The following is a 16942-nucleotide window of genomic DNA, read 5'->3' as shown; positions in this document are numbered from 1 at the left end:
TATTAAATATATTTTAATGTATGTGTTTTAACATATGCTTTACTATATTAAAACTCAAAAACAATAGCATAGTGTCTTACTTATTATCACATGTGAATTAATGACAGTATAATATAATAATTCATACACAATTGAAGTAAAATGAATATAAAAATTAATAGCGATTGTTGATGTTACTCAAATATAAAATTAGTTAAAAGAGTAGTGATTTTATATCCTATTACAACATTATATCAGGCTTGTAGTAAGGTTTAATAACGCCATATCATAGTCTTTAACTGCAATTTTGTGTATTTGTCAAAATAATTATGTTACTTATATATATATAAAATGAGTAAAAATAAAAATTAAGTGTAATAACAACTATTTTTGCTGAAAAAATTTATATCTATATAAAAATTATTTTGATATAATTAAGCAATGTCAGAAGAAGGGGAGAAACATCATGGCAATTATAAGAAGAATCAGTTTACCAATGCAAGTTATTATCGCGTTGGTATTAGGTGTTATCGTAGGTCTATTACTTTATGGACACGACGAAATTGCAAATTACATTAAGCCTTTTGGCGATGTCTTCTTGAATTTAATAAAAATGATTGTAATTCCAGTTGTTTTTTGTTCACTAGCATTATCTATATCAAATGTAGGTGAATCTAAAACAGTGGGGCGTTACGGTTTTAAAACAATTTTATATTTTGAAATTATAACAACAATAGCTATAGGACTAGGCATACTTTTTGCAAATATATTTAAACCAGGGAAAGGTTTAGATCCAGATAAATTACCCAAAGGTGATATTTCAACATATGAATCATCAGCAAAAGCTGCTGAATCATCTACATATGGAAATCACTTTATCGATACAATTGTAAACATAGTGCCTCAAAATCTTTTTGAGGCATTGACTTCAGGTGAATTACTACCAATCATATTCTTTGCAGTATTCTTTGGTGTTGCTTTATCAGCAATTGGCAAAAAAGCAGAACCTGTGAAAGCTGTTTTAAGTGGTTCATTAGAAGCTGTATTTTGGATGATTAATAAAATATTGAAATTAGCACCTATTGGTGTATTCGCATTTATTTGTACGACAATTATGACTTTTGGTGCTTCAGCATTAATACCGTTATTAAAATTACTATTAGTAGTTATCGGCGCAATGATATTCTTTATTATCGTGGTATTAGGTATTGTAGCAAGATTATGTGGAATTAGTATTTTTTCTATTATTAAAATATTGAAAAATGAACTCGTATTAGCATTTTCAACGTCAAGTTCAGAATCCGTGCTACCAATAATAATGAAAAAATGGAAAACTTTGGTTCTCCAAAGGACATTACATCATTTGTAGTACCTATTGGATATACATTTAACCTCGATGGATCTGCATTATATCAATCAATAGCTGCTTTATTCGTTGCACAGATGTATGGCATCGATATGTCAATTGGGCAACAAATTATGTTAATGGTTACTTTAATGGTTGCTTCAAAAGGTATGGCAGGTGTACCAGGGGTATCAATTGTAGTACTTATTACAACATTGACAACAATGGGATTACCGGCTGAAGGTTTAGCACTGATTATCGGTGTGGATAGACTATTAGACATGGTACGAACTTGTGTGAATGTATTAGGTAACGCATTATCTACCATTGTTATCGCAAAATGGGAAAATGCGTATGACAAAGAGAAAGGTCAAGCATACCTGAAATCTATATAAACTAAATTGAAATTCTGACATTTTTGCACTGAATAGAAAATAAATCTATTCAGTGCTTTTTTATAAATAATGTTAGATTAGGGTAATAATATAAGACGAAAAAAAGCCCCACAAGCATTTCCTATAAAAGCTTGTGGGACTGAATTTTTATTCGAAGTTACTTATTTTACATACCTTTCATGTCCATATCATGAATCTTCATCATTAGACCATGAGGAATGTCATCGTGATCAACGACTTCCATTTTACTATAAGTGTCTTCACCTTCAGATTTAATTAGTTTTACAAAATCACCCTTTTTAGGGTTGAAACCTGATTTAGAAGGTATTTTGACATTTTCTTCTACTTTATGGTCTTTTTCACTGACTACTTTTTCAGCAGTTGTACTATTCTTCATGTAGCCGAAGTATGTCTCTTTTTGGCCGCCTGAAACCATCATAATAACTAAGATAATAGCTACGATAACCATTACGGCACTAATAACAATTGCAAACATTTTATTTTTCAAAATTAGATTCTCCTTTATATACCCTTTTATTCAGTTATATCTGAAATTTTAGCATAATGCAATTGAAGTATAAGCGATGACAAAACTTTTAAATTAAATTGTGCTAATATGTACTTATTTTTTAAATAACGTGGATGAGCTACATGATTATTTACATGCGGGTGATAAACGAATGTATTTTACTTCATCACGGTCAATATCAAATTCTATAGGTGTGTGAGGATAGGTAGTATGTCGTAATTCTGACTTTGGCATATTTGATCGTTCAATATTTTTTAAAAGCGTTTGTTCAATAAAAATATTATTAAATATAGGTGGTAATGCATAATCTATAAAACCATGTTCTCTATTTAACGTGCGTATAAATAAAATTAATTTTGAAGTAATTGTTTGTTGTTTTAATGTAAACTTTCGCTTGTTTGACATTGTATGTGTATTGGAATTGAATAAAAGTAAATGTGTGCATTGTTTTTCTTTTGCAATTAAATAATTGGGTTGTATTAGTATTGTTTTTCCATAAAATGGCTTTAAGAATTGGAATATATAAACAATGGGTTCATATATTCCATGTTGGTTCATTAACGCAACATCGGATATACTTTTGTCCATTAGTTCATAGCCAACAGCAGAACCATTTTTAATCAATTGTATTGTATGTTGCATAATTTCTGTTATTCCTAAAGGTGCTTTTTGATTATATTGAGTGAAGTGATTTTTAGTAAGTTTTGAATATACACATTTATTGGGTTGTAGCTTAGAGAGTGTGATGAATTTATTATAATAATCACTATAACTTGATACGTTATTGAATTGATGGCTATGCTTTAACAACATTGCGCGTAATTCATTACGTTCTACATCAATAAAATTAAAGTCGAAATTAAATCTATGTAAAAGCGTAAAAGTGTGTTTAAGACTTTGAGTTTGGGTTAATACCCCCTCAACGTTGATTGCTAATTTGATATTTATATTTAAACTTCTAGCTTTGATGTATAAGCGGTTAATATCATTTAACTTTAAGTATTCTGAATCAAAGAGAATCATAAAGTTATACATATTATCATGAGTATAATATTTAGGTTTGAATATTATAAATTGAGAAATAGCCTGTTCTATTTGTTCATATTCTTGCTTGGATTTAATTCTAATAACCACACCCATACAGTTTGAAAAAATTGCGTCGATAAAATTGACAATACCATTTAAATTAAGTGAAGTTGATGCTAGATTACTCACATTATTTATAAGTAAATAGCAGTTTGTAAGATCACTAAAATTAAGTTTTTGGTTTAAATTTGTTTGAATAATATCCATAAGGTTATCAATATGAATAAAGATGGTAGGTTGTTTTGCCAAGTCATTGTACTCTAAGTGATCTAAATTGATAATTTCATTATCAATCGTTTGAGTATGGTTGTTTAAGTGAGTTTTGAAATAGTGTGAGTATCCACTTATATCAGTAGTTAATAACGTAATTGGCTTGTTCTGCATTATATTAAGTTTCTTTCTATACGCAAGCGGTGTTAAACAGAGATATGACTTAAATTGATGCGTATAATTAGCATAATGATTGAAACCCATATTTTCAGAAATAAGATAAATTGTGTTGTTACTATTAATAAGTTCATCAAGTGAAAGCGCAATTTTTAAACTTGTAATATAATGTTTAAAACTAATACCTAAATATTTTTTAAATAAAATTGATATGTATGAACTAGATATATAAAAAATTGAAGAAATTTCTTTGGACATGATATGTTGTGTAATGTGAGTTTGGATATATTCTGATATTTTATTTAAAAGTTCATTTTCACAATGAATTGTTGGTATATATACATGTTCAGATATTTTTTTAGCTTCATGCTCTAAGGTAGAAATAAGCTCAGTTAATTGAGGTAATTCTGTTGAATTTATGGTGTTTAACTTTTCAATCATGCTTAAAATTATTTGCTTTAAATACGCCTGAGCGTTCAATGCTTTTGCATCATAGTAACAATTAAAAAATAATTGGTTAAGCGGGATGATTTGTTGTATTGGTATTTTTAGTTCAACAAGTTGTTCTGCGTGAGTGATACAAAATAGATCACTGTGATTGATGATAGCGATATTGTTTTCAATCGAAGTTTGTTTACCATTGATATTGATATTCAATTTACTATTTAAAGAAAATAATAGTATGACTTGGTTGATACAACGTTGAGTATCTGTAGTTAAAAAATCGTGGATACATAATGTGGCATGTTCCATTCTATCTAGCAACTCCTGATAACGTATTGTTATATTGACTAAATTACATTATATAATAAATAGTTGTGAATATTAATATATTAAATATAACTATTTTCTTATTTTAAGCCCTAATTCAACTAAGAAAATTAAATTGTGCACATCATTAAATTTAAAGCAGATAAATTAAACGAACTTCTGACACAAAAATTTAAGTATTAAAGAAGGGAATTTATGAAACATATATACTCTAATTATTACAAAATAGACGATAAAATCACTGAACTAAAAAAGGATATTTTAGGTGTCGTTCTACACGATGATGCCGAAAATTATACAGCCCAAAATTATATTGCATGGTTAAATAATCGAATTAAAAAAAATGAATTAGAAAAAGGATGGGCGAGCGTCTACATTGATCAAGACACTTGCTACTGGTTTCACCCGACACAATATACTGAATGGCACTGTGGAAATACATTCGCCAATACGCATTATATTGGTATCGAAAGATGTCAGTCTAAAATAAATGGCGTCTTAACGGATAGTGCATTTATGAAGGTGGAAGAAGTTAGTTTCTGGTTAGCTGCTGCAATTTTAAAGAAATATCAATTACCTGTTAATAGAGAAACAGTGAGAATTCATAAAGAATTTTATGATACTGAGTGTCCAGCTAGATCATGGTTAATTCATTTGCAACAAGCCTCAAACACTTTGTCAAACGTAAATAGGTTAAAAGATTATTTTATCTATAAAATAAAATATTATTATGATGATATTACTAAAGAAGATATGAAGTCTATAGGTTAGTGTCATTAGCAAATTAAAGTAAGTTAGTATTCATTTTTAGATGTCGTTAAAACAATTTGAAAAAACAAAGGACGCTACCATATCAAATGGTAGCGTCCTTTGTTTTAAGCATAATGATCATGCATTCTCATTTTTAATATATGGTGACTTGCGTGTACGTCTTATTTCAAAACTTTTGCTTTCTCCATAGAAATGCGCCCACAAATGAAACGATAACTAATGAAATACCGATTACAATAACCCAAGAGATATAACTATGTTCATCAATAGGTAGTGGTACATTCATACCAAAAAAACTGAATACTAAAGTTGGCAATGTTAAAAAGACGGTAAATAGCGTCAATGTTTTCATTGTATTATTCATTTCATTTGAAAGTAGTGATGCATAAGAAGTAGTAATACTTTCTAATATGTCAGTATATAATCTTGTGGTTTCTAGTGCTTGATTATTTTCTATGACTAAGTCTTCCAGTAAATCTTCATCCTCTTCAAAACGTTTGATTGCAGGCAATCTAAAGAGTTTTTTTACTATAGTTTCATTACCTTTTAAAGCAGCTAAGAAATAAACTAAGCTCTTTTCAACTTCCATTAAATTATATAGTTGCTTGTTTGTCACATTATTTTTTAAATCACGTTCTATACGTAACCTCGTCTTATTTAATAACCTAAGGTTTCTATTATAATGATTTGCAATCGTTAATAATATATTAAGCGCAAATCGGCTATGAAAATGTAAATTTAGATTTTGATGGCTAAATTTTTCAAGAAACTCATTTTCAACATTACATACAGTAAATATTTTCTTATTACCAATTATTATACCTAAAGGAATTGTTATAAATGAGAGTACATTAAGATTTGTATCATTAACAACTGGCAGGTCAAGGATTATAAGGGAATAGCCCGTTTCTTCATCGTATTCAACACGAGAACTTTCCTCAGTATCTAGAGGGTCTCTAATAAAATCTTCAGGTAAATGGTATAAATCTATTAAATGTTCTATTTCTTCCCAATTTGGGTCTACAACATTGATCCATGAAGCATCATCATCTAATGTTGATGCTATTATTTCTTGTGTTTGAGTATGTTTATAAGCAGTGATCACAATACAAATCTTCCCTTCATTAAATTCTTAATTATATTAGCGAAGATTAGAGCGGTTGACAAGTATCTTTCTGCATTAATTTTAATATATGCTAAAGGTAGAAATTTGTGTAATTTATAAATAGCATATTTTAAATCAGCGTAGATATAGGATTTGGAAAGGTTTGCATATTTCAGTGAAATATGATTACAGAAATGTTGAGAAAATCCTTTGCAATTTTAATGATAAATTAACATTAACTTAACAAAAATCAGTTATAATTCACATAGTTTACAAATATTTTAAAGAGGTGTAACGATGGATTCTTCTGTAATGGAGATAATTTTTACCTTTATCGGTGGATTAGGTATTTTTCTATATGGTATTAAACAAATGGGTGACGGTTTGCAAGCCGCAGCTGGTGATAGATTAAGAAGCATTTTAAATACTTTTACAAGTAACCCTTTAATGGGTGTCTTGGCTGGTATGATTGTAACGATATTAATTCAAAGTAGCTCAGGCACAACAGTAATTACTATAGGACTTGTTAGTGCAGGGTTTATGACTATGCGCCAAGCAATTGGAGTAGTTATGGGAGCGAATATTGGTACTACAGTTACTGCATTTATTATAGGTATTGATATCGGTGAATATTCGCTACCAATTTTAGCAATTGGTGCATTTTTAATTTTCTTTATTCAAAAACGTAAAGTGAAAAATGTTGGTATGATTTTATTTGGTTTTGGTGCATTATTCTATGGTTTAGAATTAATGAGTGGTGCGGTTAAACCTTTAGCAAACTTAGATTCGTTCAAGCAAATTATGTTAGATATGTCTTCTAACCCAATATATGGTGTGTTAGCAGGAACATTATTAACAGTTATTATACAAAGTTCAAGTGCTACAATTGGTATTTTACAAGGATTCTTCGCTAATGATTTAATTAGTTTACATGGTGCACTTCCTGTACTTTTAGGTGATAATATTGGTACGACAATCACTGCGGTGCTGGCCAGTCTAGCAGGTTCATTGGCTGCCAAACGTGTTGCAGCTGTCCATGTACTATTCAATGTGATAGGTGCTATTATTTTCTTAGTAATTATGCCACTCTATCAACTAGTTATTGAATGGATGCAAGGGGTTATGAATTTAAAACCTGAAATGGTTATTGCATTTGCACATGGTACATTTAATGTGACGAACACAATCATACAATTACCGTTTATTTTCGTCTTAGCATGGATTGTGACGAAGTTAGTACCAGGTGAAGATTTGAATGAAAAATATAAACCAAGAATGTTAGATAAAAATTTAATAAACAGAGCACCTAATATTGCGTTACAAGAAGCACAAGATGAAATTCAAAATATAGGGCGTATGACATTTGATATGTTCAGACATGCTAAGCATTATGACTATAAAACAGAAAAAGATATACTTCAAAAATATGCTGCTGTCGAAAGTATGTATGACAATGTAAGGCAATATTTAACAAAAATCTCAGAGAAGAAGATATCCAAACAAGATGCAGAAAGAATGTCTGTGTTATTCGATGTTAATCGAACTTTTATTAAAGTAGCAAGTTTAACAGAAGCGTATTTATTAGATTTAAAGAAAAAAGAAACAGAATCAATTCAGATATCTGCAAAAGCAGAACAAAGTATTGAAAGGCTATATAACCATGTCGATGCGTCACTTGAAAAAACAATTGACATGTTTAACGTATATGACAGAGTTAAAAAAGATGAAATCGTTCGCTTGAGTAATTATTCGTATGCATTAGAACATGATTTAAGAAAAAAACACATCAAGCGTTTAAGTTCGGGAGAATGTTCTTTAGAAGGCGGCTTACTTTATTTAGATATGATTGCTATCTTAGAACGTATTGGTTACCATTCTAGAAATATTTCAGAATCTATGATTGATATAGACAATATTGAAAATGAAGATGATGAAGTGGAACATACTTTAGGTTGGTCGTATTAAAATATGATTGTAACCACAATTTATGCAAAAATTAATATTATTTAATTAGGCATGTCATAACAAGAATCACTTTTATGACGAGTCTTTCAAATTAGAGCAGGATAATATCACTTTACTAAAGAGTGATATTATCCTGCTCTTTTTTATTAAATAAGAGGTATTTAGATAGCACTTTTCAGTACGATTGATAAATGATTTGTCAAAAGTTTGGAATACAATGGCATATCAAAATGAACACATTTTTAATCCTTAGTAAATCGATAAGGATACTTGACAAAATGATAGAGTGAGCCTAAGATTGTAACTAATATAATTTTCAGAAATCGATTGGGGGATTGTTTATGACATCTATTAGCATACTTGATCAAAGTCCAATAGATCACAATGAAACAGTTAGTGAAGGGATAAATAGAACTGTTGAACTAGCGCAATTAGCAGAAGGCCTGAATTATACAAGATATTTTGTTGCAGAGCATCATAATATACAAGAGGTCGTTGGTACGAGCCCTGAAATATTAGTTACACATTTATTAAACCAAACAAGTCGAATAAATGTTGGTTCTGGTGGGGTTATGTTACAGCATTATAGTCCATTCAAAGTGATTGAACAGTTTCATTTTATGAGCCAAATTGCTCCGGGAAGAGTAGATTTAGGTATAGGCAAAGCACCTGGTGGTTTTCCTTTAGCGACACAAGCTTTGCAAGAAGATATTAAAAATGCACCTATGTCTTTCAATGATAAATTTCATCTTTTAAATCAATTTAATAATGAAAACTTTCCTGAAGAAAATCCGTATTCAAATTTAAAAACAACGATTCGTAATAAAGAGATTGAGAAACCGCATGTTTTTCTTTTGGGAGGAAGTGAACGGTCAGCACGCTTTGCAGCAGAAGAAAAAGTCGGTTTTATTTATGCATATTTTTTGAATTCTAATAATGATCTTTTACACAAAGCAATTCGTACATATAAAGCATTTTATCCTGAAGGGAAAATAATTATAGCCTTAGCTGCTGTTGTATCGAATAGTGAAGCAGAAAGCGCGTTAATTGAAGAGGGACGCACAAATTATGTTTTGCACTTTGATGACGGTCAAAAATTAACGGTGTCAAGCGAACATCAAATAGATGATTTTAAAAAGCAAAGTTCAAGAACCTTTGAAATTGAAGAACAACAAATAGAAGTATTTAATGGTACAGCTGAGTCCATAAAACAACAAATTCATGAATTAGATATAGATGATCAAGTTGATGAATTTATGTTTCATATGCCAGTACAAAACCACTCATTAAGATTAAAAACAGTAGAGCAACTAGCACGTGTATATGAGAAAACGAATTTGAAAGCAGGGGTAAAATGACAAATAAAAAAATAGATTTTGGAATTATGTTGAATGGTCCTGGTAGCCATATGCATGCTTGGAAATCAAATGACGTCCCAAGTGATGCAAGTACAAATTTTGATTTTCAACTTGATATTGCTCGTAAAGCAGAAAAAGCTGGCTTTAGTTTCGTTTTTGTAGCAGACGGATTATATATCAATGAAAAATCAATACCACATTTTTTAGATAGACATGAACCATTAACATTTTTAGCAGCACTTGCGCCAATAACACGTCAAATTGGATTAGTAGGTACGATTTCAACTTCATATAGTGAGCCGTTCACAGTGGCCAGACAACTTTCAACCATTGATAAAATCAGTAAAGGCCGTGCAGGTTGGAATGTAGTAACTTCACCTTTAGCTGGAAGTGCTGACAATTATAGCAAAGGAGACCATCCAGAACATGATATTCGATATGATATTGCTGAAGAACATATCCAGGTAGTACAAGGCTTATGGGATTCATATGAAGATGATGCATTTACATTTGATGTTGAGTCAGGCGAATATGTGGATAAAAGTAAGATGCATACATTAGATTACAAAGGTCAATATTTCCAAGTCAAAGGTCCTTTGAATGCAAGTCGTTCTGAACAAGGTCAACCTGTTATATTTCAAGCTGGAGCTTCTCCTAAGGGACAAGCTTATGCAGCTAAATATGCTGATGCTGTCTTTACACTAGGTGAGTCACTTGAGATTGCGAAAAGTAATTATGACAGTATTAAAAACCAAGCCCAAGCATTTGAGCGTGACCCTGATCATGTTAAAGTTTACCCAATGTTAGCACCAGTCATTGGCAAAGATAAAGACGAAGTAGAAAGACGACTAAATGAGCTTAAATCACTAGCGACAATTGAGGAAGCTTTAGATTACTTAGGAAGATATTATGATCATCATGACTTTAGTCAATATGAGTTAGATGCACCATTTCCAGAATTAGGTGATGTAGGGAAAAATAGTTTTCGTGCTACGACTGATGCGATTGCTGAGCGAGCAAAATCACAAAATTTAACGTTAAGAGAAGTTGCTCTAGAAGAAACAGTAAGACAGTCACCATTTACAGGTACTTATGAAGAAGTAGCAGCATTGATAATTGAATGGTTTGAACAAGGTGCAGCAGATGGCTTTATCTTTGGTCCACATGTTTATGGTGAAATATATGATGAATTTTTAAATGAAGTGTTACCAATATTAGAGTCAAAAGGTTATTATTCAAAATCTTATGAAGGTAGTACATTACGTGATCATCTTGGTATTCCTTTTAAAGAAAATAGATATAGTCGAACAAAAGTAGAGCATAACTAATTTAATTGAATTTTAAGGAGTGAAATAGAATGTCTGAATATAGTGCAACTTCACATCATTCGCAAGTAGATGTTGAACAAGAGCAAATAAAAGAAAAAAGAAAATTCCAATTACCACACGTGTTATTAATGATGTTGATGATGATGATGTTTGCATGTTTATTGACATATATCATTCCGGCTGGCGAATTTGATACTACAAAAAGTGGTGAGATTGTACAAGGAACTTATCATGCTATTTCACAAAATCCAGTTAATCCGTTTTATGCGATTACCTTAATATTAAATGGCGGTATACAATCTGCTCAAACTGTAACTTTACTGTTGTTTGTTGGTGGGGCAATTGGTGGTATGTTGCAATTGGACTCAGTGACGAAGTTAACAAATTATATGATATATAGATTTGAACATGCAGGTGCTTTACCTCTTATTATTGGATTATTTTCTTTAATGGCATTTATAGGATTTTTTGTAGGTGGCGATCAGATGATTGTCTTTGTCACGCTCGGTGTAATTTTAGCGAATAGGTTAAAATTAGATCCAATTATTGCCCTTGGTATGACCTTCCTACCTTTGTATATGGCCTTTTCAGTTTCTCCTTCAGGTATGGCTAAAATTGGTCAAATCGTTTATCCGGAGGTCACTTTATATTCTGGATACGGCGGTAGAGCAATTATGTACATAGTGTTTTTATTGGTCACTTTATTATATGTTATCTGGTATGCGAGAAGGGTTATTAAATCACCCAATAAAAGTTTAATGAACACAACATCTTGGCAACAAAATGATACACAAACAACAACTGCAGAAATTGATTTAAAAGATAGAACAATTAATTGGAGAGATTTGGTTGTAGTAGGATTAGTGATTTTTACACCCATAGTATTAGCGATAGGCAATGGTATGTTAAGTTGGACTGAGAAATATGGCAATGGTGTATTTATAACTGTTTTTGGTATTAGTTTTGTGCTTGCTTATCTAGTCAAAAGTAAACGATCTAGTGAAATGGTGGATGGATTTTTAGCAGGAGCAAAACCAATGTTAGTTGTAGCTTTTGCCATTATCATGGCAAATACTATCAGTGTCATACTTGAAAAGGGTAAAATTTTAAGTACGATTGTCAATGGATTGACGACACAACTTGATGGCTCTTCATCAGGTGTCGTTTCAATATTAATATTTTTAGTAGCAACAGTATTTAACTTTTTAGTACCATCGGGTTCAGGTTTAATGAGTGTGATGATTCCAATATTACAACCTGTTACACATACGCTTGGTGTGAATGATCAAATACTGTTAACTTCACTATCTTTTGGTGGGGGATTAGGCAATTTAATCACACCAACTTTAGGTGCGACAGTTGGTGCGATTGCTATTGCAAAAGCTAATTTTAGTTCTTGGTTTAAGTTTATGGCGCCATTATTTTTAATCTGGATTATCGTAGGTTCAATTGTGTTGTATATCTTCACTACTGTTGGATGGACAGGTGGTATATAAAATGATTGGATAAGTATTTTAAGTAAAAAATAAGCTGTACCAATTAGGTGAGTAATGTTTTTCCTAATTGGTACAGCTTTTTATTTTGTGAAATTTTGTTATTAAACAACAGTTAATTTAAATGGTGTGTGTTGTAACCATTTTTTATTGGGTGCTTCATCTGTTATAACTTCAGAAATGTCAGTGATTTTAGCGAATGATAAAGTAGATGAGATATCAAACTTACTGTGGTCTATCAAAGCAATTACTTTTTCACTTTCTTGAACCATCTGCTTTTTGAGTTGAACTTCAGGTAATGAAAAATCAGTTAAACCATTTTCTAAGGTAAAACCATTTGCAGATAAAAAGAAGTAATCAATATGGTACATTTCTAAAATTTGTGAATCAATGTTTCCGGTAATCGCGTTTGAATCTTGAGAAACAAACCCTCCAACTACGAGCACTGTTAAGTTAGGATTTTCTTTTAAAAGTACTGCATTTTCCAACCCATTTGTAATAATAGTAAGTTCCATGGTAGTTTCAGATATTAATTTTGCAAGTTCATACGTTGTTGAACTTGCGTCTATGAGTATGCATTGTTGTGGTTCTATTTTATTTAGTGCAAACTCACTTATCTTATGTTTTTCACGATGTTTTTGTGTTAAGCGGTAAGAAAAGTTTAACTTTGAAGTCATCGTATCATTTACTTTTGCACCGCCATGTGTGCGTGTAACCTTATTTTCACTTTCTAAAAGTCTTAAATCACTTCGAACTGTTGCTTCTGTCACGCTTAAGTAATCTGAAAGCTGTTTTACAGTAGCTCTTTTATGTGACTTTATATAAGTATATATGTGCTCTCGTCGTTCATCTGCATACATTTTCATATGATTCGCAACCTCCTTATGCTCATGATTTAGTTTAACACAATTTTTTATAAAAATAACAAAACAAAAGCAAAACGGAAATAAACGAAAAAATATTTGAAAGAAATGAAAATATATATTAGAATTGTAGTTATAAATGAAAGCGTTTTCTAATAAAAGAAGGGGTTGTTGAAAATGACAAATAAAAATTATCCAGACAAAATGAATGCAGTTGTAGCATATGCGCCAGGGGATTATAAATATGAAACAGTAGATACACCGATAATTGAGAATTCAAAAGAAATTATTGTAAAAGTTGAAGCATGTGGCATTTGTGCAGGAGATATTAAAGCATATGGTGGCGCACCAAGTTTTTGGGGCGATGAAACACAACCTTCTTATATTAAAGCACCGATGATACCTGGACATGAGTTTATTGCACGTATTGTTGAAAAAGGCGAAGATGTGACTGATTTTGAAATAGGTGATCGTGTTATTTCCGAACAGATTGTACCTTGTTGGGAATGTAGATTTTGTAAGCGTGGCGAGTATTGGATGTGTGAAAAACACGACTTATATGGTTTCCAAAATAATGTAAATGGCGGTATGGCTGAATACATGAAATTCACTAAGGAAGCAATAAATTATAAAGTTCCTGAAGACTTACCGATAGAAAAAGCAATTCTTATTGAACCATATGCTTGTAGTTTACATGCAGTACAACGTGCAAACATCAAATTAGGGGATTTCGTTGTATTATCAGGTGCTGGAACATTGGGTCTAGGTATGATAGGAGCAGCTAAAAAATCAGGAGCTGAAACTCTGGTTGTACTAGATATGAAAGATGACCGTTTAGAATTAGCGAAACAATTTGGTGCAGACATTGTGATGAATCCAGCTAAAGTTGATGTGGTAAAAGAAATCAAAGATATGACGGAAGGTTATGGTTGTGATACTTATATTGAAGCGACAGGTCATCCTAAATCTGTTGAACAAGGTTTAAGTGCCATTAGGAAGTTAGGTAGATTTGTAGAGTTTTCTGTATTTGGCGATCCAGTAACTGTTGACTGGAGCATCATTTCTGATCGTAAAGAACTAGATTTAATGGGAAGTCACTTAGGACCTTATTGTTATCCTCTTGTGATAAATGGTATACAGAATGGCGACTACCCTACTGATGGTGTAGTGACCCATCAATTACCACTTCAAGAATTTGAAGAAGGATTCGAATTAATGAAAAAAGGCGATAAGTCACTGAAAATTGTACTTGTACCTTAAAACAGCGAAATGATAGATAAGCATAGATAGTTAAAAGGAGAGACTATAAATGAAAAAGATGATTAATAATCCTGATAATGTCATAGATGAACTAATGGCTGGATATTTAATTGCTTATCCCGAATATATTAAACGTTCAAACTTACATCAAAGAGCACTAATTGGTAAAAAACGCCACCCCAATCGTAAAGTGAGTGTCTTAATTGGTGGAGGGTCAGGACATGAGCCGGCTTTTATCGGCTATGTTGGCCAAGGTATGGCTGATGGTGTGGCAATAGGTAATATATTTGCTTCACCTTCACCAATTCCTATACAAGCTGTTACCAGAGAAATTCATGATAGTCATGGCGTGTTATATATTTATGGAAACTACGCAGGAGATTTAATGAATTTTGAGATGGCCAGCGAAATGACAGAAGTTGAAGATGATATTGAAACTGCAGTTGTTATAGGAAACGATGATGTCGCTTCAGCGAAGGAAATTGAAGAGAGACGTGGTATAGCAGGTGAATTACTGGTTTATAAAGCAGCAGGCGCTGCTGCAGATTTTGGATACAATTTAGAGGAAGTCCGTCGTATTGCGCAACTGGCTAATGATCACACACGCTCTATGGGTATTGGATTAAGCCCTTGTTATTTACCTCAAACAGGCAAACCAAGTTTTGATCTTGAAGATAATGAGATGGAAATTGGATTAGGACATCATGGTGAACCAGGTATTGAAAAAACGACGATACGTACAGCACAAGAAACCGTCCAAGTGATTATGAAAAATATTTTGAAAGAGGGACTTTATCAACCAGACGACGAAGTAGTTGTCCTAGTAAATGGTTTAGGCGCGACTTCACAAATGGAGTTATATATTATCAATAAAGAAGTTGATGCAATATTAAGTGAAAACAATATTAAGACATATAAATCATATGTGGGTAATTTTATTACATCAATGGAAATGGGTGGTTTCTCAGTGACGTTGATGAAATTGGACGAGACATTAAAGTCATGCATAGATCATCCTGTCGATTGTCCAAACTTTAAGGAAGTCTAGGGGGAATTTATTATGACATTAACAAGTGAAACATATAAATCATTCATCCTAGCGTTAGCTGAGTTGTTTGAAGAACAAAAGGATAACCTATGTGAATTAGATAGAAAAATTGGTGATGGCGATCATGGTGTGACGATGAATATTGGTTATCAAGCTGTAAAAGATACAATTCACAACGAATTACAGGCACAAAATGATATTGCAAAAATTAGTGTTGCTGTGGGTAAAAGTTTTTTAGATGCTGTAGGTTCATCTGTTGGCCCTTTATATGCTTCAGGTTATTTAAAGGCAGCAGTTACAGTAAAAAATAAAACTGAACTGAATGATACAGACTTATACCAATTTTGGATTGCATTCAGTAAAGGAATTAAGGCTAGAGGTAAAGCTGAAATAGGTGATAAAACGATGATTGATACACTTGAACCATTTTATCTCTCATTAGAATCATCTAAATCTCAAAATATTAATTTCAAGGAAGCATTTGCGCTTGCACTTCTAGAAGCTAAGAAAGGTATGGAAAGCACAAAGGATATTGTTTCTAATAAGGGTCGTTCCAAAAGGCTAGGCTATCGTTCGCAAGGCCATGTAGATCCTGGTGCGATGTCAGCGTATCTGATGTTAAATACATTTAAATCATATGTATAAGCTAAGTGATAAATATATAAGGAGGAGTGAGTTAGCATGAAAATAGCAATAGGTGCAGATCATAATGGTTACAATTTAAAAGAGGCAGTGAAAGCTCATATAGAAAAACTCGGTCATGAAGTAGAAGATTTTGGTTGTCATCATTGTGCAGAAACGGATTATCCAGATGTTGCTGCTGAAGTTGGTAAAAGTATTCAACAAGGGGATAATGAACGTGGCGTTCTTATTTGTGGAACTGGCATCGGCGTGGCAATAACTGCCAACAAATTAAAAGGAATTCGTGCTGCTTTGGCGCATGACTATTATTCTGCAGAGCGTGCCCAGTTAAGTAACAATGCACAAATACTTACAATGGGTGCACAAATAATCGGTATAGAAGTTGCTAAAAAGAATGTTGAAGCTTACTTGAATGTAAGTTGGGAAGGCGGCTCTCAACGAAAAGTAGATAAAATTGTACAAGTTGAGCAAGATGAATTTCAATGAGTTATACTCTAGTTTAATTCATTGGTTTCTTGGTAAGAATATGAGATTTAAAGCCCGTTCATAAAACAAAGGACTAGTCCGTATCAGACAGACGGATTAGTCCTTTGTTATTTTAATAACGATACATTATA

The 16942-nt window shown here is 32.0% G+C and carries 13 protein-coding genes and 1 pseudogene; 10 read left to right on the top strand and 4 right to left on the bottom strand.

Translation table 11 applies throughout. The annotated features are described in order from the left end of the window. The first annotated feature begins 445 nt into the window (after nucleotides 1-445). Nucleotides 446-1719 (top strand): annotated as a pseudogene (locus KA824_RS05440) (cation:dicarboxylate symporter family transporter). Nucleotides 1720-1885: 166 nt separating this feature from the next. Here KA824_RS05440 and KA824_RS05435 read toward each other — a convergent pair. After that, nucleotides 1886-2227, bottom strand: a complete 342-nt coding sequence (locus tag KA824_RS05435; protein WP_107384834.1) for a DUF4889 domain-containing protein — start codon at nucleotides 2225-2227, stop codon at nucleotides 1886-1888. Nucleotides 2228-2374: 147 nt separating this feature from the next. Continuing rightward, nucleotides 2375-4474, bottom strand: coding sequence for an AraC family transcriptional regulator Rsp (gene rsp / locus KA824_RS05430; protein ID WP_107384833.1), 2100 nt, complete (start codon nucleotides 4472-4474; stop codon nucleotides 2375-2377). Between the two features lie 213 nt (nucleotides 4475-4687). Between rsp and KA824_RS05425 the strand changes: the two genes are divergently transcribed. Continuing rightward, nucleotides 4688-5263, top strand: coding sequence for a peptidoglycan recognition protein family protein (locus tag KA824_RS05425; RefSeq protein ID WP_107385703.1), 576 nt, complete (start codon nucleotides 4688-4690; stop codon nucleotides 5261-5263). 166 nt (nucleotides 5264-5429) lie between these two features. Here KA824_RS05425 and KA824_RS05420 read toward each other — a convergent pair whose 3' ends face one another. Continuing rightward, complete coding sequence (locus KA824_RS05420) at nucleotides 5430-6368, bottom strand: magnesium transporter CorA family protein (protein WP_107384832.1); 939 nt, start codon at nucleotides 6366-6368, stop codon at nucleotides 5430-5432. 297 nt (nucleotides 6369-6665) lie between these two features. On the opposite strand from KA824_RS05420, the gene KA824_RS05415 reads away from it, so the two are divergent. The 4 genes from KA824_RS05415 (at nucleotide 6666) to KA824_RS05400 (ending at nucleotide 12515) form a co-directional block, all read left to right on the top strand. Continuing rightward, on the top strand, nucleotides 6666-8333 hold the full coding sequence (locus tag KA824_RS05415; protein ID WP_181187374.1) for a Na/Pi cotransporter family protein: 1668 nt from the start codon (nucleotides 6666-6668) through the stop codon (nucleotides 8331-8333). Nucleotides 8334-8674: 341 nt separating this feature from the next. Further along, the gene (locus KA824_RS05410) at nucleotides 8675-9691 is read left to right on the top strand and encodes an MsnO8 family LLM class oxidoreductase (RefSeq protein ID WP_107384830.1); all 1017 of its coding nucleotides are present in this window, start codon (nucleotides 8675-8677) and stop codon (nucleotides 9689-9691) included. Beyond that, nucleotides 9688-11019: an LLM class flavin-dependent oxidoreductase gene (locus KA824_RS05405; protein WP_107384829.1), complete on the top strand. Its 1332-nt coding sequence runs from the start codon at nucleotides 9688-9690 to the stop codon at nucleotides 11017-11019. Before KA824_RS05410 ends, KA824_RS05405 begins: the two co-directional genes overlap by 4 nt. A 29-nt stretch (nucleotides 11020-11048) precedes the next feature. Then, nucleotides 11049-12515 (top strand): Na+/H+ antiporter NhaC family protein, encoded by a 1467-nt coding sequence (locus tag KA824_RS05400; RefSeq protein ID WP_107384828.1) that lies wholly within the window; start codon nucleotides 11049-11051, stop codon nucleotides 12513-12515. Nucleotides 12516-12616: 101 nt separating this feature from the next. Here the strand turns inward: KA824_RS05400 and KA824_RS05395 are convergent, their stop codons facing one another. Then, the gene (locus tag KA824_RS05395; protein ID WP_107384827.1) at nucleotides 12617-13378 is read right to left on the bottom strand and encodes a DeoR/GlpR family DNA-binding transcription regulator; all 762 of its coding nucleotides are present in this window, start codon (nucleotides 13376-13378) and stop codon (nucleotides 12617-12619) included. 174 nt (nucleotides 13379-13552) lie between these two features. Between KA824_RS05395 and KA824_RS05390 the strand changes: the two genes are divergently transcribed. Genes KA824_RS05390 through rpiB form a run of 4 tightly spaced genes read left to right on the top strand, consistent with a single transcriptional unit; the run spans nucleotide 13553 to nucleotide 16811 of the window. Further along, nucleotides 13553-14635, top strand: a complete 1083-nt coding sequence (locus KA824_RS05390; RefSeq protein ID WP_107385701.1) for an MDR/zinc-dependent alcohol dehydrogenase-like family protein — start codon at nucleotides 13553-13555, stop codon at nucleotides 14633-14635. A 49-nt stretch (nucleotides 14636-14684) separates the two neighbouring features. Next, nucleotides 14685-15683, top strand: coding sequence for a dihydroxyacetone kinase subunit DhaK (locus tag KA824_RS05385; protein WP_107384825.1), 999 nt, complete (start codon nucleotides 14685-14687; stop codon nucleotides 15681-15683). A 12-nt stretch (nucleotides 15684-15695) separates the two neighbouring features. Beyond that, nucleotides 15696-16328, top strand: a complete 633-nt coding sequence (gene dhaL / locus KA824_RS05380) for a dihydroxyacetone kinase subunit DhaL (protein WP_210133243.1) — start codon at nucleotides 15696-15698, stop codon at nucleotides 16326-16328. A 36-nt stretch (nucleotides 16329-16364) separates the two neighbouring features. Continuing rightward, entirely contained in the window at nucleotides 16365-16811 is a 447-nt protein-coding gene (gene rpiB / locus KA824_RS05375; RefSeq protein ID WP_107384823.1) for a ribose 5-phosphate isomerase B, read from the top strand. Nucleotides 16812-16942: the final 131 nt, after the last annotated feature.

Source organism: Staphylococcus sp. GDY8P198P, assembly GCF_017891615.1.
Taxonomy (GTDB): Bacteria; Bacillota; Bacilli; order Staphylococcales; family Staphylococcaceae; genus Staphylococcus; species Staphylococcus cohnii.
The sequence above is the reverse complement of the archived record's forward strand: the minus strand, read 5'-3'. Positions and strand labels throughout refer to the sequence as shown.

Coding starts and splice junctions, on each gene's coding strand:
- rpiB (WP_107384823.1), top strand. CDS start 16,365: ATGAAAATAGCAATAGGTGCAGATCATAATGGTTACAATTTAAAAGAG.
- KA824_RS05425 (WP_107385703.1), top strand. CDS start 4,688: ATGAAACATATATACTCTAATTATTACAAAATAGACGATAAAATCACT.
- KA824_RS05400 (WP_107384828.1), top strand. CDS start 11,049: ATGTCTGAATATAGTGCAACTTCACATCATTCGCAAGTAGATGTTGAA.
- KA824_RS05395 (WP_107384827.1), bottom strand. CDS start 13,378: ATGAAAATGTATGCAGATGAACGACGAGAGCACATATATACTTATATA.
- dhaL (WP_210133243.1), top strand. CDS start 15,696: ATGACATTAACAAGTGAAACATATAAATCATTCATCCTAGCGTTAGCT.
- KA824_RS05390 (WP_107385701.1), top strand. CDS start 13,553: ATGACAAATAAAAATTATCCAGACAAAATGAATGCAGTTGTAGCATAT.
- KA824_RS05385 (WP_107384825.1), top strand. CDS start 14,685: ATGAAAAAGATGATTAATAATCCTGATAATGTCATAGATGAACTAATG.
- KA824_RS05405 (WP_107384829.1), top strand. CDS start 9,688: ATGACAAATAAAAAAATAGATTTTGGAATTATGTTGAATGGTCCTGGT.
- rsp (WP_107384833.1), bottom strand. CDS start 4,474: ATGGAACATGCCACATTATGTATCCACGATTTTTTAACTACAGATACT.
- KA824_RS05415 (WP_181187374.1), top strand. CDS start 6,666: ATGGATTCTTCTGTAATGGAGATAATTTTTACCTTTATCGGTGGATTA.
- KA824_RS05410 (WP_107384830.1), top strand. CDS start 8,675: ATGACATCTATTAGCATACTTGATCAAAGTCCAATAGATCACAATGAA.